Origin of the sequence: Burkholderia sp. LS-044 (genome assembly GCF_004803625.1) — a bacterium.
In the GTDB taxonomy this organism is placed as follows: domain Bacteria; phylum Pseudomonadota; class Gammaproteobacteria; order Burkholderiales; family Burkholderiaceae; genus Burkholderia; species Burkholderia cepacia.
On record NZ_SSWO01000003.1, the window covers coordinates 287,732 to 307,333 of the forward strand.

Annotated in this window: 22 protein-coding genes; 15 read left to right on the top strand and 7 right to left on the bottom strand. The window is 67.5% G+C overall.

Going from position 1 to position 19,602, the window contains the following annotated elements:
* Positions 1-32: 32 nt before the first annotated feature.
* The 10 genes from E9536_RS09745 to E9536_RS09795 all read left to right on the top strand — a co-directional run bounded on the left by E9536_RS09745 (position 33) and on the right by E9536_RS09795 (position 8,719).
* Positions 33-434, top strand: a complete 402-nt coding sequence (locus tag E9536_RS09745) for a DnaJ family domain-containing protein (RefSeq protein ID WP_006478536.1) — start codon at positions 33-35, stop codon at positions 432-434.
* Positions 431-1,027: a tRNA adenosine(34) deaminase TadA gene (gene tadA / locus E9536_RS09750; protein WP_021160355.1), complete on the top strand. Its 597-nt coding sequence runs from the start codon at positions 431-433 to the stop codon at positions 1,025-1,027. Before E9536_RS09745 ends, tadA begins: the two co-directional genes overlap by 4 nt.
* Before the next feature lie 100 nt (positions 1,028-1,127).
* Entirely contained in the window at positions 1,128-2,066 is a 939-nt protein-coding gene (gene ldcA, locus E9536_RS09755; RefSeq protein ID WP_027787124.1) for a muramoyltetrapeptide carboxypeptidase, read from the top strand.
* A gap of 307 nt (positions 2,067-2,373) precedes the next feature.
* Positions 2,374-3,078 carry a GntR family transcriptional regulator gene (locus E9536_RS09765; RefSeq protein ID WP_059694660.1) on the top strand — a complete coding sequence of 235 codons (705 nt, stop codon included), beginning with the start codon at positions 2,374-2,376 and terminating at the stop codon, positions 3,076-3,078.
* A 149-nt stretch (positions 3,079-3,227) separates the two neighbouring features.
* Positions 3,228-4,712, top strand: a complete 1,485-nt coding sequence (locus E9536_RS09770) for an NCS1 family nucleobase:cation symporter-1 (protein ID WP_059694659.1) — start codon at positions 3,228-3,230, stop codon at positions 4,710-4,712.
* A gap of 10 nt (positions 4,713-4,722) precedes the next feature.
* Positions 4,723-5,514 (top strand): aspartate/glutamate racemase family protein, encoded by a 792-nt coding sequence (locus E9536_RS09775; RefSeq protein WP_027787127.1) that lies wholly within the window; start codon positions 4,723-4,725, stop codon positions 5,512-5,514.
* A 148-nt stretch (positions 5,515-5,662) separates the two neighbouring features.
* On the top strand, positions 5,663-6,616 hold the full coding sequence (puuE, locus tag E9536_RS09780) for an allantoinase PuuE (protein WP_059694654.1): 954 nt from the start codon (positions 5,663-5,665) through the stop codon (positions 6,614-6,616).
* Positions 6,613-7,134, top strand: a complete 522-nt coding sequence (gene uraD, locus E9536_RS09785) for a 2-oxo-4-hydroxy-4-carboxy-5-ureidoimidazoline decarboxylase (protein ID WP_027787129.1) — start codon at positions 6,613-6,615, stop codon at positions 7,132-7,134. The genes puuE and uraD overlap by 4 nt, the downstream gene beginning before the upstream one ends.
* 62 nt (positions 7,135-7,196) lie before the next feature.
* Positions 7,197-8,210, top strand: coding sequence for an allantoicase (gene alc, locus E9536_RS09790; protein ID WP_136469790.1), 1,014 nt, complete (start codon positions 7,197-7,199; stop codon positions 8,208-8,210).
* Positions 8,207-8,719, top strand: coding sequence for an ureidoglycolate lyase (locus E9536_RS09795; protein ID WP_136469791.1), 513 nt, complete (start codon positions 8,207-8,209; stop codon positions 8,717-8,719). Before alc ends, E9536_RS09795 begins: the two co-directional genes overlap by 4 nt.
* Positions 8,720-8,805: 86 nt before the next feature.
* Here E9536_RS09795 and E9536_RS09800 read toward each other — a convergent pair whose 3' ends face one another.
* On the bottom strand, positions 8,806-9,768 hold the full coding sequence (locus E9536_RS09800) for a LysR family transcriptional regulator (protein ID WP_134255256.1): 963 nt from the start codon (positions 9,766-9,768) through the stop codon (positions 8,806-8,808).
* Between the two features lie 152 nt (positions 9,769-9,920).
* On the opposite strand from E9536_RS09800, the gene E9536_RS09805 reads away from it, so the two are divergent.
* A complete protein-coding gene (locus tag E9536_RS09805; RefSeq protein ID WP_060084307.1) occupies positions 9,921-10,325 on the top strand; it encodes a RidA family protein in 405 nt (134 codons plus the stop codon).
* A gap of 26 nt (positions 10,326-10,351) precedes the next feature.
* Here the strand turns inward: E9536_RS09805 and E9536_RS09810 are convergent, their stop codons facing one another.
* The gene (locus E9536_RS09810; RefSeq protein WP_211097458.1) at positions 10,352-11,167 is read right to left on the bottom strand and encodes an aminotransferase class IV family protein; all 816 of its coding nucleotides are present in this window, start codon (positions 11,165-11,167) and stop codon (positions 10,352-10,354) included.
* A gap of 134 nt (positions 11,168-11,301) precedes the next feature.
* On the opposite strand from E9536_RS09810, the gene E9536_RS09815 reads away from it, so the two are divergent.
* Complete coding sequence (locus E9536_RS09815) at positions 11,302-12,222, top strand: LysR substrate-binding domain-containing protein (protein WP_136469793.1); 921 nt, start codon at positions 11,302-11,304, stop codon at positions 12,220-12,222.
* 75 nt (positions 12,223-12,297) lie between these two features.
* Positions 12,298-12,708: an ACT domain-containing protein gene (locus E9536_RS09820; protein ID WP_124532558.1), complete on the top strand. Its 411-nt coding sequence runs from the start codon at positions 12,298-12,300 to the stop codon at positions 12,706-12,708.
* Positions 12,709-12,809: 101 nt separating this feature from the next.
* Here the strand turns inward: E9536_RS09820 and E9536_RS09825 are convergent, their stop codons facing one another.
* Both E9536_RS09825 and uraH read right to left on the bottom strand, forming a co-directional pair.
* Positions 12,810-14,003, bottom strand: coding sequence for a urate hydroxylase PuuD (locus E9536_RS09825; protein ID WP_021160368.1), 1,194 nt, complete (start codon positions 14,001-14,003; stop codon positions 12,810-12,812).
* A gap of 52 nt (positions 14,004-14,055) precedes the next feature.
* Positions 14,056-14,409, bottom strand: a complete 354-nt coding sequence (gene uraH / locus E9536_RS09830) for a hydroxyisourate hydrolase (protein WP_059694643.1) — start codon at positions 14,407-14,409, stop codon at positions 14,056-14,058.
* Positions 14,410-14,928: 519 nt separating this feature from the next.
* Here uraH and E9536_RS09840 point away from each other — a divergent pair.
* The gene (locus E9536_RS09840; RefSeq protein WP_136469794.1) at positions 14,929-16,341 is read left to right on the top strand and encodes an 8-oxoguanine deaminase; all 1,413 of its coding nucleotides are present in this window, start codon (positions 14,929-14,931) and stop codon (positions 16,339-16,341) included.
* Between the two features lie 147 nt (positions 16,342-16,488).
* Here the strand turns inward: E9536_RS09840 and E9536_RS09845 are convergent, their stop codons facing one another.
* Both E9536_RS09845 and E9536_RS09850 read right to left on the bottom strand, forming a co-directional pair.
* Positions 16,489-17,418, bottom strand: a complete 930-nt coding sequence (locus E9536_RS09845; protein WP_006478550.1) for a LysR substrate-binding domain-containing protein — start codon at positions 17,416-17,418, stop codon at positions 16,489-16,491.
* A gap of 222 nt (positions 17,419-17,640) precedes the next feature.
* On the bottom strand, positions 17,641-17,850 hold the full coding sequence (locus tag E9536_RS09850; protein ID WP_021160372.1) for a dodecin: 210 nt from the start codon (positions 17,848-17,850) through the stop codon (positions 17,641-17,643).
* A gap of 135 nt (positions 17,851-17,985) precedes the next feature.
* On the opposite strand from E9536_RS09850, the gene E9536_RS09855 reads away from it, so the two are divergent.
* Positions 17,986-18,879: an NAD(P)-dependent oxidoreductase gene (locus tag E9536_RS09855; protein ID WP_136469795.1), complete on the top strand. Its 894-nt coding sequence runs from the start codon at positions 17,986-17,988 to the stop codon at positions 18,877-18,879.
* A gap of 66 nt (positions 18,880-18,945) precedes the next feature.
* On the opposite strand, the gene E9536_RS09860 is transcribed toward E9536_RS09855, so the two are convergent.
* Positions 18,946-19,392 (bottom strand): hypothetical protein, encoded by a 447-nt coding sequence (locus tag E9536_RS09860; RefSeq protein ID WP_027784713.1) that lies wholly within the window; start codon positions 19,390-19,392, stop codon positions 18,946-18,948.
* Positions 19,393-19,602 lie beyond the last annotated feature (210 nt).

Below are 19,602 nucleotides of genomic sequence, written 5' to 3' on the forward strand. Positions count from 1 at the left end.
AATTCGGCCTGCCGCATTGTTCCGATTGACTGATGAGATTGCTTGACGCCCTGGTCGAACAACGTATTGCCGCCGCCGCCGCGCGGGGCGAGTTCGACGATTTGCCGGGTACCGGCGCGCCGCAGGCGCTGGATGACGACCTGCTCGTGCCCGAGGAGGTGCGGGTGGCCAACCGTATCCTGAAGAATGCGGGCTTCGTGCCGCCGGCCGTCGAGCAATTGCGCGCGCTGCGCAACCTGCACGACGAAGTGCAGGCGGTCAGCGACCGTGCCGCGCGGTGCCGGCTCCAGGCGAAGATCCTCGCGCTCGACATGGCGCTCGAATCGCTGCGCGGCGGCCCGATGGTGATGCCGCGCGATTACTGCCGGCGCATCGCGGAGCGCCTGTGCGAGCGCGGGCTCGACGAAGCGTCCGCCGAAGCGGGGCCGATGTGACGTCCGACGCGCTGCACGACGCAGCCCGCCCGGCAGACACCCCGGCGGCCGAACCCGCCGCCGATTCCCCCGTTCCCGAAGCTGCGCCCGTATCGGCGCGCGACCTGCATTTCATGCGTCTCGCGCAGGCCGCCGCCGAAGAGGCGCGCGCGGCCGGCGAAGTGCCGGTCGGTGCGGTGCTCGTGCGCGGCGACGAAGTGATCGCGCGCGGCTTCAACCATCCGATCGGCGGGCACGACCCGTCGGCCCATGCGGAAATGGCCGCGCTGCGCATGGCCGCGCAGCATCTGCAGAATTACCGGATGCCCGGCTGCGAGCTGTACGTGACGCTCGAACCGTGCCTGATGTGCGCGGGCGCGATCATGCATGCGCGTATCGCGCGGGTCGTCTACGGCGCCGCCGATCCGAAGACGGGCGCCTGCGGCAGCGTGATCGACGCGTTCGCGAATCCGCAGTTGAACCACCATACCGAAGTGACCGGCGGCGTGCTCGCCGACGAGTGCGGCGCCGCGCTGAAGTCGTTCTTCGCCGAGCGCCGTCGCGCGCTGCGCGAAGCGCGGCTGGCCCGCGACGCCGAATCCGGCGCGTCATAGGCGCGCCCGCCGCCCCGACCCGAGCCGGGCGTGCACGGCTTCGTGAACCGGAGACGGTTCAGACCCTCTAAGCAGGTTTGACGACCCGACACCTTTCGCCATGTCCTTCCAGCCCGCCGCGTCCTACACCATCCGGCTGCTTGCGCCGTCCGGCTATCCGCACGACCCCGACGCGATCAACCGCGCGCTCGAGCGCCTCAGCACCGCACAGCACCGCATCGAGAACATCGAGGCGACGCAGCGGCGCTTCCAGCGGTTCGGCGGCACCGACGGCGAGCGGGCAGGCGACCTGAACCGTCTTGCCGATCCCGAGCGGCCGCTGCCGGACATCGCGCTGGCGGTGCGCGGCGGCTACGGCGCCGCGCGTATCCTGCACGGGCTCGACTATCGCGGGCTCGAACGCAGGCTGCGCGACCAGCCGGTCGCGCTCGTCGGCCACAGCGACTTCACGGCACTCCAGCTCGCGCTGTATGCGAAGGCACGCATCAAGACGTTCGGCGGCCCGATGCTGTCCGCCGATTTCGGCGCGGAAACGCCGAGCGACTTCACGATGCAGCACTTCTGGCAGACGCTGACGCAGCCGAGCACGACGATCGTCGCCGACGCGCCGCAGGTGCAGAGCGTGAACGTGACGGGCACGCTGTGGGGCGGCAACCTCGCGATCCTCTCGTCGCTCGTCGGCACGCCGTACATGCCCGACATCGAAGGCGGCATCCTGTTCATCGAGGACGTCAACGAGCAGCCGTTCCGGATCGAACGGATGATCTATCAACTGCACCTGTCGGGGCTGCTCGCACGCCAGCAGGCGCTGGTGCTCGGCCAGTTCACCGGTGCGCGGCCGTTCGAGTACGACAACGGCTACGACATGCAGGCGATGATCGAGCAGGTGCGCGCGGTGGTCGGGATTCCGGTCGTCACGGGGCTCCAGTTCGGCCACGTGCCCGACCTGCTGACGCTGCCGTTCGGCGCGCACGCGCAGCTGGTCGCGAATGCGCACGGTTTCCGGCTCACGCTGTCCGACTATCCGCACCTCGGCTGAGATGGGCGCGATCGATCGAAAGGCGGGTTTCCCGCCTTTTTCTTTAGGTAAGCGCGCAACTAACGATCAAGTTTTTTCGTCGACATCTACAGCGCAGTCGCCGAATTTTGCACCAGTTTTGTCAACAAAAAGGCCGGAAGGGTATACGACGAGAAGGGCCTCCGTCGTACGTCTCGGCCTTGTCGTGCATGGATTCGACGCATCATGCACCGAACGGGGTCGCGTCGATGCACGCAGATTGTGCGCAATGCCGGAAAAGAATTGTTGACAATCTTTATGTCCGCCCTAGGATGAGGATCATCACACGATGCCGATCATGAACGAGCCCGAAGCCCACCTGTCCGGTGCAGTCAGCCCCGAAGCGATCGCCGAGCGGATCCGCACGGCGATCCTCGAGCATCGGCTCGCGCCTGGTTCGAAGCTGACGGAGGCGCAGCTCTGCGACGTATTCGGCGTGAAGCGCGGGACGATCCGCCAGGCGCTTGCGCAGCTCGCGACCGACAAGCTCGTCGAGCTCGAGCCGAACCGCGGCGCGTTCGTCGCGAGCCCGACGCTGCAGGACGTACACGAGGTGTTCGAGATGCGCCGGATCATCGAGCTGGCCGTGGTCGAGCGGCTCGCGACCGGGCCCGGCGCGAAGCGGCTGAAGGGCGTCGCCGCGCTGATCGACAAGGAACGCAAGGCGTTCGAGCGGCACGACTTCGCGGCGTGGATCCGGCTGTCGGGCGAATTCCACACGGCGCTCGCGACGCTGATGGGCAATGCGACGCTCAGCGAGTGCCTCGAAGGGCTCGTCGCACGCTCGACGCTGATGTCGGCGCTGTACGAATCGCACGGGCGCAGCCCGTGCTCGTGCGACGACCACGAAGAGATCCTCGCCGCGCTGGAGGCGGGCGATCCGAAGCGGGCGGTGACGCTGATGGCGCACCACCTGCAGCATGTCGAACTGAAGATGCTGGACCGGCCCGCACAAGGGCAGGTCGATTTGCGCGAAGTGTTCGGCGGCGCCTGAGCGGCGACGCGAACCCGGCCGCGCGCCACATAACGAGCGAAATGCAGGCCCGCGGTATTTGCCGCGGGCCGCTGGTCCGACTCCGGGCGTCGATCCGGAGCGATATCGATGACGGTGGAGCGGCCATCCGGTCGCGTCAAGGAGAAGTCATGGCTCAGTTCAGTGTGGCGCACGATAGCGCCTATCCGGCGGAAGAGGGCGGCGAGGGCGGCGACCCGACGCTGCCGAAGGGTTACAGCGAACGTCTGTATAACGAAGATTTGGCACCCCTTAAAAATCAGACATGGGGTTCGTACAATATCTTCGCGTTCTGGATGTCGGATGTGCACAGCGTGGGCGGCTACGTGTTCGCGGGCAGCCTGTTCGCGCTCGGGCTGACGAGCTGGCAGGTGCTGATCGCGCTGATCGTCGGGATCAGCCTCGTGAACGTGCTGTGCAACCTGATCGCACGGCCGAGCCAGCAGATCGGCGTGCCGTACCCGGTCGCGTGCCGCGCGACGTTCGGCGTGCTCGGCGCGAACGTGCCGGCCGTGATTCGCGGGCTGATCGCGATCGCGTGGTACGGCATCCAGACCTATCTCGCGTCGAGCGCGCTCGTGATCGTCGTGCTGAAATTCTTCCCGCAATGGCTGCCTTACGCGGACGTGCATCGCTACGGCTTCCTCGGGCTGTCGGCGGTGGGCTGGGCCGGCTTCATGCTGCTGTGGGTGCTCCAGGCGTTCGTGTTCTGGAACGGGATGGAGACGATCAAGAAGTTCATCGACTTCGCGGGGCCGGCCGTCTACGTCGTGATGTTCATCCTCGCCGGCTACATGGTGTGGCGCGCGGGCTGGCGCAACATCGGCATCAACCTCGGCGGCGTCAAGTATCACGGCGCGGAAGTGATTCCGGTGATGATCACGGCCGTATCGCTGGTCGTGTCGTACTTCTCCGGGCCGATGCTGAACTTCGGCGATTTCTCGCGCTACTGCCGCTCGTTCGGCGACGTGAAGCGCGGCAATTTCTGGGGGCTGCCGGTCAACTTCCTCGCGTTCTCGCTCGTCACGGTGATCACGACGGCAGCGACCTTGCCCGTGTTCGGCGAACTCATCACCGACCCGGTCGAGACGGTCGGCCGCATCGACCATCCGACCGCGGTGATCCTCGGCGCGCTGACGTTCACGATCGCGACGATCGGCATCAACATCGTCGCGAACTTCGTGTCGCCCGCGTTCGACTTCTCGAACGTCGCGCCGCGCCTGATCAGCTGGCGCGCGGGCGGCATGCTCGCGGCCGTCGCGTCGATCTTCATCACGCCGTGGAACCTGTTCAACAACCCGGCCGTGATCCACTACACGCTCGACGTGCTCGGCGCGTTCATCGGCCCGCTGTACGGCGTGCTGATTGCGGACTTCTACCTCGTCAAGCGCGGCCGGCTCGTGCGCGACGACCTGTACACGATGTCGGAAAGCGGGACGTACTGGTACACGGGCGGCGTGAACCGCCGCGCGCTCGTCGCGCTGTTGCCGGCCGCGGTGATCGCGATCGTGTGCGTGATGGTGCCGGGCTGGCAGGGCGTCGCGAACTTCTCGTGGTTCATCGGCGCGGGGCTCGGCTTCGTGTTCTACCGGCTGCTCGTGAACACGAAGGCCTGAGGAGCGTGCGATGAAGATCCGGCTGATCAATCCGAATACGACGCAGCGGATGACCGACTCGATGGGCCGCTGCGCGCGCGAGGTCGCGGCCGCCGGCACGGAGATCGTGGCGGTGAGCCCGCCGATGGGGCCGCCGTCGATCGAAGGGTATTACGACGAGGCGCTCGCGACACCGGGGCTGCTTGCCGAGATCGCGCAAGGCGAGCGCGACGGCTGCGACGCATACGTGATCGCGTGCTTCGGCGATCCGGGCCTGTACGCGGCGCGCGAACTCGCGCGCGGGCCGGTGATCGGCATTGCCGAGGCCGCGATGCATGCGGCGAGCGTGCTCGCGCCGGGCTTCTCGGTCGTCACGACGCTCGCGCGCACCTGCGGGATGGCGTGGCACCTCGCGGAGCGCTACGGAATGAAGCGGTTCTGCCGCAACGTGCGCGCGACCGACGTCGCCGTGCTCGAGCTCGACCGGCCGGGCTCGGCCGCGCGGCGGATCATCGTCGACGAATGCCGGCGCGCACTCGACGAGGACGGTGCCGACGCGATCGTGCTCGGCTGCGCGGGGATGGCCGAGTTCGCGCACGAAATCGAGCAGCAGATCGGCGCGCCGGTGGTCGAGGGCGTCACGGCGGCGGTCAAGTGGGCCGAGGCGCTCGTCGCGCTGCGCCTCGCGACGGCGAAGCGCGGCGATTACGCGCGGCCGCTGCCCAAGCGCTACGACGGCGCGTTCGCCCGCTTCAGCCCGCCGGACGGGGACGAGGCGGAGCCGGCCCCGAATTTGCCGCAACCGCACATACACACCGTCTGACACGCACTATCTGCGCCGCTGTATGGGCGCGTATGGGCGTTTTCGCTACACTGGGCCGTCATCGCATCGGCTTGCGCAGCCGGCCTCCGGCACCCGCGCGGTCGATGCGAACCCATTATTTCAGCGAGCTTTCGCCGCACCTCGAACCATGTCACTCGATCCCAACTATCCTCGCGACCTGATCGGCTACGGCCGCCATCCCGTGCAGGCGAACTGGCCGGGGCGCGCCCGCGTCGCCGTGCAATTCGTGCTGAACTACGAAGAGGGCGGCGAGAACTGCGTGCTGCACGGCGATCCGGGCTCCGAGCAGTTCCTGTCCGAAATCGTCGGCGCGGCCGCGTATCCCGACCGCCACATGAGCATGGAGTCGATCTACGAATACGGTTCGCGGGCCGGCGTGTGGCGCATCCTGCGCGAATTCGAGAAGCGCGGGATGCCGCTGACGGTATTCGGCGTCGGCATGGCGATCGAACGCCACCCGGAGCTCGCACGCGCGTTCGTCGAGCTGGGCCATGAAATCGCGTGCCACGGCTGGCGCTGGATCCACTACCAGAGCATGGCGCCGGAACTCGAGGCCGAGCACATGCGCCTCGGGATGGAAGCGATCGAGCGCGTGACGGGCGAGCGCCCGCTCGGCTGGTACACCGGCCGCGACAGCCCCAACACGCACCGTCTCGTCGCGGAATACGGCGGTTTCCTGTACGACTCCGACAACTACGGCGACGATCTTCCGTTCTGGATGGACGTCGAAGTGTCGGGCGGCAAGACGTCGCCGCAGCTGATCGTGCCGTACACGCTCGACACGAACGACATGCGCTTCGCGACGCCGCAGGGCTTCAACACCGGCGATCACTTCTTCGACTACCTGCGCGATGCGTTCGACGTGCTGTACGCGGAGGGCGACGAAGCGCCGAAGATGCTGTCGATCGGCATGCACTGCCGGCTGCTCGGCCGGCCGGGCCGTTTCCGCGGGCTGCAGCGTTTCCTCGATCACATCGAGAAGCACGATCGCGTATGGGTGACGCGCCGCGTCGATATCGCGCGTCACTGGCGTGAACATCATCCGTATCAGCCCAATCATCGAAACGAAGGGAAAGCATGAAGGCGATGCGCTACACGTTGGATCAACTGAACACGATGGCGCCGAGCGCATTTGTCGCGGCGCTGTCGGGGATCTTCGAACATTCGCCGTGGGTGGCCGAAGTCGCCGCCGGCGAGCGGCCGTTCGCGAGCATCGACGCGCTGCACAAGACGATGTCGGGTGCCGTGGAATCGGGCGGCGAAGCGCGCCAGCTCGCGCTGATCAACGCCCACCCGGAACTGGCCGGCAAGGCCGCCGTGCGCGGCGAGCTGACGGCCGAGTCGACGCGCGAGCAGAGCGGCGCGGGCCTCGACCAGTGCACGCAGGAAGAGTTCGACAAGCTGCTGACGCTGAACCGCACGTATCGCGAGAAGTTCGGCTTCCCGTTCATTCTCGCGGTGCGCGGTTATGACCGGCACGGCATCATCGCGAACTTCGAGTCGCGCGTGAATCATTCGCGCACCGAGGAACTGCGCGCGAGCCTCGACCAGATCTACCGGATCGCGCGCTTTCGCCTCGACGACCTGATCGACGCCTGACACCGCAGTACGGCCCGCTGCGTCGCAGCGGCCGGATCGCCTCACTGAAACAAGGAAACATCATGGCTGTTCCGCTTCTCGATCCCAACGCACCCGAATTCACGCGGCGCTACGTGAATCTTGCCGACCCGCGTCTCGGTGCGCAGGCGCTCGAGGCCAGCGACGATTTCTTCGCGCCGAAGGACCGGATGCTGAACCCCGAGCCGGCCGTTTTCATTCCCGGCAAGTACGACGACCACGGCAAGTGGATGGACGGCTGGGAAACGCGCCGCAAGCGCACGACGGGCTACGACTGGTGCATCGTCAAGCTCGCGCGCCCGGGCGTGATCAAGGGCTTCGACATCGACACGAGCCACTTCACCGGCAACTTCCCGCCGGCCGCGTCGATCGAGGCCGCGTTCGTGACCGACGGCGCGCCGACGCAGGCGACCGAGTGGGTCGAGATCGTGCCGTCGACGACGCTGCAGGGCAACAGCCATCACTATGTCGACGCGAGCGACGCGCGTGCGTTCACGCACCTGCGCGTGAACATCTACCCCGACGGCGGCATTGCACGCCTGCGCGTGTACGGCCAGCCGCAGCTCGACTGGGCCGGCGCGAGCGCGACCGAGCAGTTCGATCTCGCGGCGATGGAAAACGGCGGTTACGTGGTGGCCGCGAACAACCAGCACTTCGGCGTCGCGTCGAACCTGCTGCTGCCGGGTCGCGGCGTGAACATGGGCGACGGCTGGGAAACCCGCCGCCGCCGCGAACCGGGCAACGACTGGGCGATCATCGCGCTCGCGCAGCCGGGCGTGATCCGCAAGATCGAAGTCGATACCGCGTTCTTCAAGGGCAACTATCCGGATCGCTGCTCGATCCAGGCCGCGTACGTGTCGGGCGGAACGGACAGCTCGCTGATCACGCAGTCGATGTTCTGGCCGGTGCTGCTCGGCGAACAGAAGCTGCAGATGGACAAGCAGCACTACTTCGAACAGGACATCGCGTCGCTCGGCCCCGTCACGCACGTGCGACTGAACATCATTCCGGACGGCGGCGTGTCGCGCCTGCGTCTGTGGGGGACGCTCGACAAATGAAGACGCTTGTCATCGAACCGCTGACCAGGGAAGCGTTCGCGCCGTTCGGCGACGTGATCGAAACGGAAGGGGCAAGGCAGATCCCGATCAACCTCGGCACGACGATCCGCTTCCACGATCTCGCGAAAGTCGACGTGACCGATGAAGACGGCCGCACGCTCGTCAACCTGTTCCGCGGCCAGCCGCGCACGCTGCCGTTCGAAGTGAAGATGCTCGAACGGCACCCGCTCGGCAGCCAGGCGTTCGTGCCGCTGAACGACCAGCCGTATCTCGTCGTCGTGGCGCCCGCGGGCGATCTCGATCCGGCAAAGATCCGCGCGTTCGTGACGAGCGGGTGGCAGGGCGTCAACTATGCGAAGGGCGTGTGGCATCACCCGCTGATCGCGCTCGGCGGCGTCAGCGACTTCATCGTCGTCGATCGCGGCGGCGACGGCCTGAACCTGAACGAGCAGGACCTGCAGGAATCGCTGTGGCTCACCGACGAGGCGCTGCACGCGCTGACGGCCTGAGTCGTCGCTGGCGGTTCCGCCATGGCCGATCGAAAACCCGCGCACGTTGCGCGGGTTTTTTCATGGTGCCGCCGTTTCGACGCGATTCAGGTCGCCGCGGTCTTGCGCGCGTCGCGCGGACCGTGGGCGCGGCGCCGGTTCGCGACCGGCGCATGCTCGGCGATCAGCCCGGCGGCCCAGTCGATGAAGACGCGCAGCTTCGTGCTGACGTGGCGGTTCGGCGGGAACGCGACGTACATCGGCATCGGTTCGAGCTGCCATCGCTCGAACAGCGGCACCAGTTCGCCGCGGGCGCGATGCGCGCCGGCCATGTAGTCGGGCAGCCACAGAATGCCCAGCCCGGCGAGGCCGGCCTCGAGGTACGCATTGCCGTCGTCGACCGCGAGCACGTAGCGTCCGCGCACGGTGATCCGCTCGCCGTCGCATGCCATCGCAAACGGCAACGCCTTGCCGGTGCGCGCCCACAGGAACCCGACGATCCGGTGATGCGAGTCCTCCAGCTCGTCCGGATGAGCCGGCGTGCCGGCACGCGCGAGATAGGCCGGCGACGCGTACACGCCGAGCCGCAGGTCGCCGACATGCCGCGCGACCAGCGAGCGGTCGGTCGGCTCGCCGCCGCGCACGACGCAGTCGACGTTCTCGCCGATCACGTCCACCACGCGGTCGCTCACGCCCATGTCGAGCTGGATGTCCGGATAGCGCGCATGGAACGCGGGCAGCGCGGGGATCAGGATCAGGCGCGCGAACGGGCTCGGCACGTCCACGCGCAGCCGCCCGCGGGGCGTCGCGGACGCCGCGGACAGGCTGGTTTCGGCATCGTCCATGTCGGCCAGCAGCCGCACGACGCGGTCGTAGTACGCGGCGCCGTCCGCGGTGACGACAACCTTGCGCGTCGTGCGGTTGAACAGCTTCACGCGCAGCCGTGCCTCGAGCTGCTGCACGAGTTGCGTGACGGTGGTGCGGCTCATGTGCAGTGTCTCGGCGGCCTTCGTGAAGCTGCCGGCTTCCACCACGCGGGCGAACGCCTGCATTGCGTCGAATCGGTCCATCGGGTCAGGGCTCCGCGTCGGTCGGGAATTGTTTGGGGCGCGCAAACAGTGTTGGACAGGGTTGCCGGTTTATTCGCCGTGCCACCGTCCTTAAAGTGCCTTCATCGTTGATGCCGGGGCGGTTTCGCCCCACAAACCGAAGGAGGTGCTGAATGGTAAAGCGTAGCGTGGTTTTTCCGCCCGGTCGGCAGGCACTGTACGAGCGCAACCGTTATTCGCCGGCGCTGCGCTCGAACGGCTTCCTGTTCGTGTCCGGGCAGGTCGGCAGCCGCGAGGACGGCTCGCCCGAACCGGAACTCGGCGCGCAGGTCCGCCGCGCGTTCGACAACCTGAACGCGGTACTGCGCGCGGCCGGCTGCACGTTCGACGACGTCGTCGACGTGACGGTGTTCCTCGTCGATCCCGAAGCGACGTTCGAGCGGATCTGGGAGATCGTCCCCGAGTACTGGGGCGACGCGCCTTATCCGACGCTGACCGCCGTCGGCGTGACCTGGCTGTACGGCTTCCAGTTCGAGATCAAGGCGATCGCGCGGCTGCCGGAGACGGTCGACGGGTGAGCCATGCCCGACACGGGGCCCGCGCGTCACGGCGCGACGGGCACCTCCTGTTCGTACGCGCGATGCAGCAGGGCGACGAACGACGACGCGTCCGGCAGCGTCGCCGTGCCGAACCGGTGCACGGCGACACCGGGCGTCCACGAGTTCATCACGACGGCGCCGGCCATCGACGGCAGGTCGGCCGGCGTCAGTTCGCGATCGTGCTGCGCGACGCCCAGGCGCGCCAGCTGCCGGCGCACGATGTGCATCGTGACTCCACCGAGCATGCCGGCCACCGGCCACACGACCGCGTCGCCCGTCCAGAACGCCAGGTTCCAGATCGAGCCTTCGCTGATGCGTCCGTGGCGATCGACGAATGCCGCATCGTCGAAACCCTGCGCGATCGCGCGGCGCAGGAAGTGCGTCTTGGCGACTTCGCCGACGTGCTTGATCTCCGGCAGCACGCGCTCGTGATCGAACAACACGAGATCGAGCGGGCCCGCCGGCCCCGACGACGGCGCGGCGGTGCGCACCAGCACGTCGAGCGCTTCGTCGTCGCGCGGCGCGATGAATTCACCCGTCGTCGCATGCACGGTCGCCGTCAGCGACAGCGCCGACGGCGCGCGCTCGAGCGCAGCGCGCAGGAGCGCGCGAATCCGGGTGTCGGGCAACGCCTGGCCGAACAGTGCGTTCGACGCATCGCGCAGCCGCGCGAGATGCAGGTCGAGGCCGCGTACGCGGCCGTCGCGCACCTGCATCGCGGTGAAATGCGCGTGGCCCGCGAATGCGAGCGGCGCGAGCGCGTCCGGGGTGGCGGCGCCGCCGTTGAGCTGAACGACGGACGGGAACGGGGCAACGGTCATCGGCGGATCTCCGGGTTCGGTCGCGAGCGCGGGGCGGCTCGCGGCATCGTCAAGAAAGCCTATTGTTTGCGGATTGATGGCATCTTGAAAAACGAGTAGTTTTGGAACGGTCATCAAATCCGGTTTGAAGATCGATGGAACGCATGTGGCCCGGTACGCGCGCGCTGAGGACGTTCGATGCGGCGGCGCGGCACCTGAATTTCTCGCGGGCGGCCGACGAGGTCGGGCTGACGCCGGCGGCGGTCAGTCATCAGATCAAGGAAATCGAGGCGCAGCTCGACGTCGTACTGTTCGTCCGCACGAGCCGCAGCATCCGGCTGACGCCGGCTGGTGCCGTGCTGGCCGCCGCGGCCGCCGATGCGCTGGCGGGCCTGCAGCGCGCGACGGCCCGGGCGCGGCGCATCGCGCGGGAGCAGACGGAGTTGCGCGTGTCGGTCGGCGCGCGTTTCGCGACGCACTGGCTGCTGCCGCGCCTGCCGCGTTTCAGGGCCGCGCATCCGGCGTTCGAGCTGACGTTCGACATCACCGACCGGTTGCGCGATTTCGACGATGACGATGTCGATGTCGCGATCCGCTTCGGCACCGGGCGCTATCGCGACGCGTGCGCGCAGCGCCTGTTCGATACGTCGGTCGTCGCGGTCTGCGGCCCGGCACTGCTGTCGGCCGTGCCGCCGTTGCGCAAGCCGCGCGATCTGCTGCGCCATACGCTCTGCCAGGTCGATTGCGAAGTCGACGGCGTGACCTGGCCGCGCTGGTCGGCGTGGATGGCCGCGGCCGGCGTCGACGGTTTCGACGACAGCCGCTGCGTGTCGTTTCCGGATTCGAGCCACGTCGTGCAGGCCGTGACGGACGGCACGGCGGTCGGTCTGGCGGAACCGCACATGATCGCGCGCGATCTCGCGGAAGGGCGCGTCGTGCAGCTGTTCGACGTGAGCGTCGGGGTGGCGCCGGGCCTTGCTTATCACGTCGTGTATCCCGAACGCACGCAGGACGATCCGCGCATCGTCGCACTGCGCGGCTGGCCCGCGGACGAAGTCGCGACGATGCGCGCGTAGCGGTAGCAGCGGCGGCGCATGCTATCGTGCCCGCATCTCCACCGCACGATGCCCGGTTCCGGGCGTGTTCTTCCGATGAGTCAACCTGAAAACGACCTCGCGGTCCTGCTGCGCACGATGCAGCCCGAACTGCATCCGGGTGCGTTTGCCTTCGTGTCGCTGTCGGCCGATGCAGACGTATCGTTATCCGAAGTCATTGCGACGTTCCGCGAAGCGGAAGGGCTGACGGTCGTGGTCGACGAGGAAACGGCTGCACGTCGCGGCTGGCCGGTGCTGTTCCGCTCGGCCTGGATCACGCTGACCGTGCATTCCGACCTGGCGGCCGTCGGCCTCACGGCGGCGTTCGCGCGGGCACTCGGTGCGGCCGGCATCAGCTGCAACGTGATGGCGGCCGCGTATCACGATCACATCTTCGTGCCGTTCGACGACGGCCCGCGCGCGCTCGATGCGCTCGTCGCGCTCCAGCGCGACGCGACGCGCGGCTGACGCGCGAAGGGCATCCGGGGCGCGCCAAAAAGAACGGGCCCGTCACCGGGCCCGAGAACGGAGAGGATTGCACCGGGCACTCACACCCGGCGCACGGCGGCTTACTTGTTCGCGCCACCCTCGAACCAGGCGGCGAGCTTCGTCCGCTCGTCGTCGGTCATGTGCGTGACGTTGCCGATCGGCATCGCCTTCAGGCGCACCGCCTGTTCGTAGATGCGCTGTGCGTTCTTCGACACTTCGTCCGGCGTGTCGAACATCACGCCCGCGGGCGCGCTGCCCATCAGCGTCGGCTTCGACGAGTGGCACTCGACGCAGCGTTGCTGCAGGATCGGCATGATGTCGTTGATCACGATCTTCGGTGCGTTGGCCGCCTGCGCTTCCGGCGCGACCGGCTTCGGCATCGTCCAGACCAGTGCGCCCGACAGCAGTGCGACGCCGCCGATCGGCAGGTACCACAGCTGCTTGCCGCGGTGACGCATCACGAAGAACTGGCGGATCAGCGCGCCGGCCAGCATGATCAGCACGAGCACGACCCAGTTGAACTTGTTCGTGTAGGTCATCGCGTAGTGGTTCGACAGCATCGCGAACACGACCGGCAGCGTGAAGTACGTGTTGTGCACCGAGCGCTGCTTGCCGCGCTTGCCGTAGATCGGGTTCGGCTCTTCGCCCTTGAGCATCTTGTCGACCATCTTGCGCTGGCCGGGGATGATCACGAAGAACACGTTCGCCGACATGATCGTGGCGAGCATCGCGCCGACGATCAGGTAGGCGGCACGGCCCGCGAAGATATGGCACGCGAGGTAGGCGGCGGCGACCACGTAGATGCCGACGCAGATGCCGAGCACGCGGTCGTTGGTGCCGAGGATGCGGCACAGCGAGTCGTAGACGATCCAGCCGGCCGCGAGGAAGCCGAGTGCGGATGCGACGGCGACCACCGGGCCCATGTCGAGCACGCTCTTGTCGATCAGGTAGGTGTTCGGTGCGAGCAGGTACAGCACGAAGAACAGCGAGAAGCCCGACAGCCAGGTCGTGTACGACGGCCACTTCGACCAGTGCAGGTCATCGGGCATTTCCGGCGGGGCGACCGTGTATTTCTGCATGTTGTAGAAACCGCCGCCATGGACATGCCACAGCTCGCCGAACACGCCGCGCTTGCGCTGGTTCGGGTCGGTCGGCGGTTTCAGGCTGTTGTCGAGCGCGACGAAATAGAACGACTCGCCGATCCACGCAATGGCGACGATGACGTGCAGCCATCGCAGCGCGAGGTTCAGCCAGTCGGTGATGAAGCCTTCCATGAAACTCCTCCAGACTCAAATCGTTTGTTTGATGCGGGCGCTGATTCGAATGTCAGCTGCCGCGATAGGTGCTGTACGACCACGGCGACACGAGCAGCGGCACGTGGTAGTGCGAAGCGGTGTCGGCGATGCCGAAGCGCAGCACGACGCGGTCGACGAAGCGGGGTTCGGGCACCTTCACGCCGAGCGACGCGAAGTAGTCGCCGGCGTGGAACACGAGTTCGTATTCGCCGGCGGCGAGCGCGGCGCCTTCGAGCAGGGGTTCGTCGCAGCGGCCGTCGCTATTGGTGAGCACGGTCTTGAGCGCGCGGCGCGATTCGCCGTCCAGCGCGTAGAGGTCCACCTTGATTGCCGCGCCGGGACGGCCGTGCGCCGTATCGAGTACGTGGGTAGTGAGCTTTCCCATTCGTTGTGTCCTTATGTGAATGCGGGGTTCGGCGGCGACTCGATCCATTGACTGTGCGGCGGATCGAGGCTCCACGTCACGTGGCTACATACCCGTCGGCGAGATTGAAGCGAGCGCCGTGCAGGCATTGTAAAAAGGTTCCCCGCGCAAATACGGGCGCGATATCAAAGATAATGCGCCGCGCATGAGCGGCTGTCGACGGTATGCCGGATACCGCTTCCGGCGGGCTTTTCGGGTGTTTCCGGCCTTTCGCCGGGCGGTGCGCGGCGTACCATATCGAAACCGTGAAGCGCGGTATTCCGGATCGCGCATTGTGTGCGGCGCGTGCTTGGGCGATCCTCCCGCCGTGCGCGTCGGCCTGTGGCCCGCGCGTACCCCGAAGACGGCGAGCACGCCGGGTAACCGGGCCAGGGCGTTCGAACGGACGCAGGCACCGGAGCGTGCCGCGATTCAGCGTTCGAACGGCTGTGTGACCGCCTCCAGGATCAGCGCCTGGAGGCAGACCGACGCGGAGAACGCATGAACCTCGAGCAGCACGCTGGCGCACGCGCGCCGAACCCTTCCTCATCCCGCCCGAAAACCCTGCTGGTCAAGCACGCCGACGTGCTCGTGACCATGGACGACACGCGCCGCGAGCTGCGCGACGCCGGGCTCTACATCGAAGACAACCGGATCGTCGCGGTCGGCCCGAGCGCCGAGCTGCCCGACACGGCCGACGAAGTGCTCGACCTGCGCGGCCACCTCGTGATCCCGGGGCTCGTGAACACGCACCACCACATGTACCAGAGCCTGACGCGCGCGGTGCCGGCCGCGCAGAATGCCGAACTGTTCGGCTGGCTCACGAACCTGTACCGGATCTGGGCGCACCTGACGCCCGAGATGATCGAGGTGTCGACGCTCACCGCGATGGCCGAGCTGCTGCAGTCGGGCTGCACGACGTCGAGCGACCACCTGTACATCTACCCGAACGGCAGCCGCCTCGACGACAGCATCGGCGCCGCGCAGAGGATCGGCATGCGCTTTCACGCGAGCCGCGGCTCGATGAGTGTCGGCCAGCGCGACGGCGGGCTGCCGCCCGATTCGGTCGTCGAGCGCGAGCCCGAGATCCTGCGCGACACGCAGCGCCTGATCGAGACCTATCACGACGAAGGCCGCTACGCGATGCTGCGCGTGGTGGTCGCGCCGTGCTCGCCGTTCTCGGTGAGCCGCGAGCTGATGCGCGACGCGGCCGTGCTGGCGCGCGAATACGGCGTGTCGCTGCACACGCACCTCGCGGAGAACGTCAACGATATCGCGTACAGCCGCGAGAAGTTCGGGATGACGCCGGCCGAATATGCGGAAGATCTCGGCTGGGTCGGCCACGACGTGTGGCATGCGCACTGCGTGCAGCTCGACGATGCGGGCATCGGCTTGTTCGCGCGCACCGGCACGGGCGTCGCGCACTGTCCGTGCTCGAACATGCGGCTCGCGTCGGGCATCGCGCCGGTGAAGAAGATGCGTCTCGCGGGCGTGCCGGTCGGCCTTGGCGTCGACGGCTCCGCGTCGAACGACGGCGCGCAGATGGTCGCGGAAGTGCGGCAGGCGCTGCTGCTGCAACGGGTCGGTTTCGGGCCCGATGCAATGACCGCGCGCGAAGCGCTCGAGATCGCGACGCTCGGCGGCGCGAAGGTGCTGAACCGCGACGATATCGGCGCGCTGAAGCCCGGCATGGCCGCCGACTTCGCCGCATTCGACCTGCGCCAGCCGCTGTTCGCGGGCGCGCTGCACGATCCGGTCGCGGCGCTGGTGTTCTGCGCGCCGTCGCAGACGGCGTACACGGTGGTGAACGGGAAGGTGGTGGTGCGGGAGGGGCAGCTGGCGACGCTCGATCTGCCGCCTGTCATCGCGCGGCATAACGCGCTGGCGCAGGCGCTCGTGGAGGCGTCGCGCTGATGCACTGAGCTGGAGAGTGCGCCGCGCGCTGCACGTCGGGCGCGTGGCGGCCGAGGCCGGGATCCGTCGCGCGCGGCCGCACGAGGCCGCTTCGGGCCACGCCGGGCCACTCCATAGCGGCGTGGCCGGCGCGCGCGTCGTGCGCGCTTACGCTTCGATCAGCGTGCGGGTGGCTTCGGCGACGAGGCTGCGCAGCCAGCGCACTTCGTCGGAGTAGTGGCAGCGCTCGTGCCACAGCTGGTAGTACTGCATCGGCGGGAAGTCGAGCGGCGCCGGCACGACCGACAGCGGCAGGAACTTCGCGTAGTGATCGGCGAACAGGCGCGTCGTCGTGAAGATCAGGTCGGACTTCACGAGCACGTACGGCGCGAGGTTGAAGTACGGCAGCGTGACGACCACGTGGCGCTTGAGCCGTTCGCGCGCGAGATGCACGTCGATCGCGCCGCGCTGGCCGACCGAGTACGGCGTCGGCGCGAGATGCGGCGCGTTCAGGTACTGGTCGAGCGTGAGCCCGCCACGCTTCGCGAACGGGTGCGTGTTGCTCATCAGGCAGACGATTTCGTCGACGAACAGGTTCGACAGGTGCAGCTGCTCGGGCGGTTCGGGCCAGTTGCCGACGACGATGTCGAGCTTGCCGTCCTCCAGCGCGAGCTCGTAGTCGAAGGCGGGGCCGAGCGAATGGAACTCGAGCGTCGCGTTCGGCGCGGCCAGGCGAAAGCGCTCGACGACGGTCGGCACGAACAGCACGTTCAGGTAGTCGGGGCAGCCGATCCGGTAGCAGCGGATCGACGTGGCCGGGTCGAAGTTGTGCTGCTGGAACTTGATCCGCTCGATTTCACGCAGCGCGTTCTGCACCGGCTCGAGCAGGCGCAGCCCGTATTCGGTCGGCACCATGCCGGATTTGCCGCGCACCAGCAGCGGATCGCCGGTGATGTCGCGCAGGCGCCGCAGCGCGGCGCTGATCGCCGGTTGCGACTGGTTCAGTTTGACGGCCGCGCGCGTGACGCTGCGCTCCATCAACAAGGTGTGCAAGACGCGCAAGAGGTACGTGTCGATCGCCTCGCGTTGCTGACTCATGATTTCTCCGGGTTATATGGCTGGGCTGATCGAGGGGTACTGTGGGTATATCGTTTTTAATATGAACGAAAATCAGCGTCAAGAGATGGATACCCGCAGGCACCCGCCGGCCGGGCCGCGACAAGGGGCCTGAACGGGGTTGCAAGCGGGCGCGCCGCGCCGTGCGGAGGCACGTGTCGTGCGACTCCGGATCGCGGCGCGGCGTGGGGTGCGACGGGCGCGTCAGTCGTCGATGCGCATGCCGACCTTCAGCGTCACCTGCCAGTGAACCACCTGGTCGCCTTCGATGTGGCCGCGCGTTTCGGTCACCTGGAACCAGTGCAGGTTGTGCAGTGTCTTGCCGGCTTTCGAGATCGCGTTGCGGATGGCGTCGTCGCTCGATTGCTGTGACGAACCGGTCAGTTCGATCATCTTGTACACGTGGTCGCTCATGATGCGCTCCCTGGGATATCGGCATATATCGCCGGTGCAGGTCGCGTTCCCGAAGCGGCGCCGCGCGTGCCCGGCTTCTTGAGTGATAGGTATGATGGGCGGCAAGTGCAACCCATATCGGAGACGAGGAACATCGTGGAAGTCGGATTTTGCGGACCGGGATTGATGGGCGCGCCGATGATTCGGCATTTGCTGGCGGCCGGGCATCGGGTCAGCGTGTGGAATCGTTCGCGCGACAAGGCCGAGGCGCTCGTGAAGGATGGCGCGCAAGTGGCCGGCACGCCGTGTGAACTGGCGGAGCGCGTCGATACGGTATTCATGTGCGTGCTCGACGGCCGCGCGGTGGGCGACGTCGTGTTCGGCGAGCACGGGCTGCTGGCCGGCGACGCCGCCGCGCGTCGCCTGCAACGCATCGTCGATCATTCGAGCATCCCGCCCGCCGCGACGCGCGATTACGCGGCGCGCGCGGCCGCACTCGGCGTCGGTTGGATCGATGCGCCCGTATCGGGCGGCGTGCCCGGCGCGCAGGCCGGCACGCTCGCGGTGATGGCCGGCGGCCGCGCGGCCGATCTCGACACGGTGCGGCCGCTGATCGACACGTACGCGTCGCGTATCACGCACATGGGCGACGCGGGTGCGGGGCAGACGGCGAAGCTGTGCAACCAGGCGATCGTCACCGCGACGGTGACCGCGATTGCCGAGGCCGTCGGTCTCGCGCAGGCGAGCGGCATCGATGCCGCCCGGTTGGCCGAAGCGCTGGCCGGCGGCTGGGCCGATTCGGTGCTGCTGCAGACGTTCGTGCCGCGCATGACGTCGGGCGGTCATGCACCGATCGGCGCGCTCAGCACGTTCCAGAAGGACGTCGATGCGATCGCCGACGCGGCGCGCGACACGGGTGCGGTGATGCCGGTGTCGGCCACCGTGCAGCAGGTGCTGCGGCTGGGCGCCGCGCAAGGGCTCGCCGGCGCCGATTTCGCCGCGTTCATCGACATCGTGCGGCCCGGTAACGGGCGTCGGCAGGCGTCGTGACGGGCAAGCGGGGCGCGTGAATGGCAGATGGGCCGCCCGGAGGCGGCCCATCGAATGGCAGGCGGATCAGCCGAGGGAGCGGGGTGTCGTGTCGCCGGCGTTCTGGCGGCCGAGCCCGCCGCGCAGGCTCGCTTTCGTGCCTGCACCAAACTCGGGCAGGATGCGCGCACGCGCACGGCTGGCGAACACGAGGAAACCGAAGCCGTTCGCTTCGTACCAGTAACCACCGTTCTCGAGGCCGTCGAGCGGCTGCTCGAGCGCGTTGGCGATCGATTCGATGCAACGCTTGCGCAGCTCGGCGATGGCGGGATAGGGCGGCTGGGCGCCGCGCACGCTGCACAGGAGCACGTCGAGACCGGGCAGCACGTGTGCGTACAGGACGGGTTCGTCCTGCGCACGGGCGCGGGCAATCTTGGTGTCGAGCTGGGCAAACGGTTTCGAGTGGCGCAATACCGCGAGGAATGACTCCTGGCCATCCTGCTGGGCACGCCGACGTTTTTTCGGGAAGGACATAAACACTCGCCTCAAAAACAATTGCAAGAAATGCGGCATTTTCATGCGACCCACTCCCGGCTATGTACGCCGCATGTCGATCCTTTATAGCACACGAAAATGCTGCCTTCGTGCAGTACGACGATCAATGTCTCCCGTCGACCTGCTCGCCATGATCGACACAGTCAGCGTCTTGGCGCCCGTACTGTCGTTTAGTCTCCATCATAGACC

What these genes read in the sequence shown, in the direction of transcription:
- uraD (WP_027787129.1), top strand. Translation starts at nt 6,613, where the DNA reads ATGAAGGCGATGCGCTACACGTTGGATCAACTGAACACGATGGCGCCG.
- uraH (WP_059694643.1), bottom strand. Translation starts at nt 14,409, where the DNA reads ATGGGAAAGCTCACTACCCACGTACTCGATACGGCGCACGGCCGTCCC.
- E9536_RS09810 (WP_211097458.1), bottom strand. Translation starts at nt 11,167, where the DNA reads ATGACCGTTGCCCCGTTCCCGTCCGTCGTTCAGCTCAACGGCGGCGCC.
- ldcA (WP_027787124.1), top strand. Translation starts at nt 1,128, where the DNA reads ATGTCCTTCCAGCCCGCCGCGTCCTACACCATCCGGCTGCTTGCGCCG.
- E9536_RS09770 (WP_059694659.1), top strand. Translation starts at nt 3,228, where the DNA reads ATGGCTCAGTTCAGTGTGGCGCACGATAGCGCCTATCCGGCGGAAGAG.
- E9536_RS09820 (WP_124532558.1), top strand. Translation starts at nt 12,298, where the DNA reads ATGAGTCAACCTGAAAACGACCTCGCGGTCCTGCTGCGCACGATGCAG.
- E9536_RS09850 (WP_021160372.1), bottom strand. Translation starts at nt 17,850, where the DNA reads ATGAGCGACCACGTGTACAAGATGATCGAACTGACCGGTTCGTCACAG.
- E9536_RS09845 (WP_006478550.1), bottom strand. Translation starts at nt 17,418, where the DNA reads ATGAGTCAGCAACGCGAGGCGATCGACACGTACCTCTTGCGCGTCTTG.
- E9536_RS09800 (WP_134255256.1), bottom strand. Translation starts at nt 9,768, where the DNA reads ATGGACCGATTCGACGCAATGCAGGCGTTCGCCCGCGTGGTGGAAGCC.
- E9536_RS09860 (WP_027784713.1), bottom strand. Translation starts at nt 19,392, where the DNA reads ATGTCCTTCCCGAAAAAACGTCGGCGTGCCCAGCAGGATGGCCAGGAG.
- E9536_RS09795 (WP_136469791.1), top strand. Translation starts at nt 8,207, where the DNA reads ATGAAGACGCTTGTCATCGAACCGCTGACCAGGGAAGCGTTCGCGCCG.
- alc (WP_136469790.1), top strand. Translation starts at nt 7,197, where the DNA reads ATGGCTGTTCCGCTTCTCGATCCCAACGCACCCGAATTCACGCGGCGC.
- puuE (WP_059694654.1), top strand. Translation starts at nt 5,663, where the DNA reads ATGTCACTCGATCCCAACTATCCTCGCGACCTGATCGGCTACGGCCGC.
- E9536_RS09775 (WP_027787127.1), top strand. Translation starts at nt 4,723, where the DNA reads ATGAAGATCCGGCTGATCAATCCGAATACGACGCAGCGGATGACCGAC.
- E9536_RS09840 (WP_136469794.1), top strand. Translation starts at nt 14,929, where the DNA reads ATGAACCTCGAGCAGCACGCTGGCGCACGCGCGCCGAACCCTTCCTCA.
- E9536_RS09825 (WP_021160368.1), bottom strand. Translation starts at nt 14,003, where the DNA reads ATGGAAGGCTTCATCACCGACTGGCTGAACCTCGCGCTGCGATGGCTG.
- E9536_RS09815 (WP_136469793.1), top strand. Translation starts at nt 11,302, where the DNA reads ATGGAACGCATGTGGCCCGGTACGCGCGCGCTGAGGACGTTCGATGCG.
- E9536_RS09765 (WP_059694660.1), top strand. Translation starts at nt 2,374, where the DNA reads ATGCCGATCATGAACGAGCCCGAAGCCCACCTGTCCGGTGCAGTCAGC.
- E9536_RS09805 (WP_060084307.1), top strand. Translation starts at nt 9,921, where the DNA reads ATGGTAAAGCGTAGCGTGGTTTTTCCGCCCGGTCGGCAGGCACTGTAC.
- E9536_RS09745 (WP_006478536.1), top strand. Translation starts at nt 33, where the DNA reads ATGAGATTGCTTGACGCCCTGGTCGAACAACGTATTGCCGCCGCCGCC.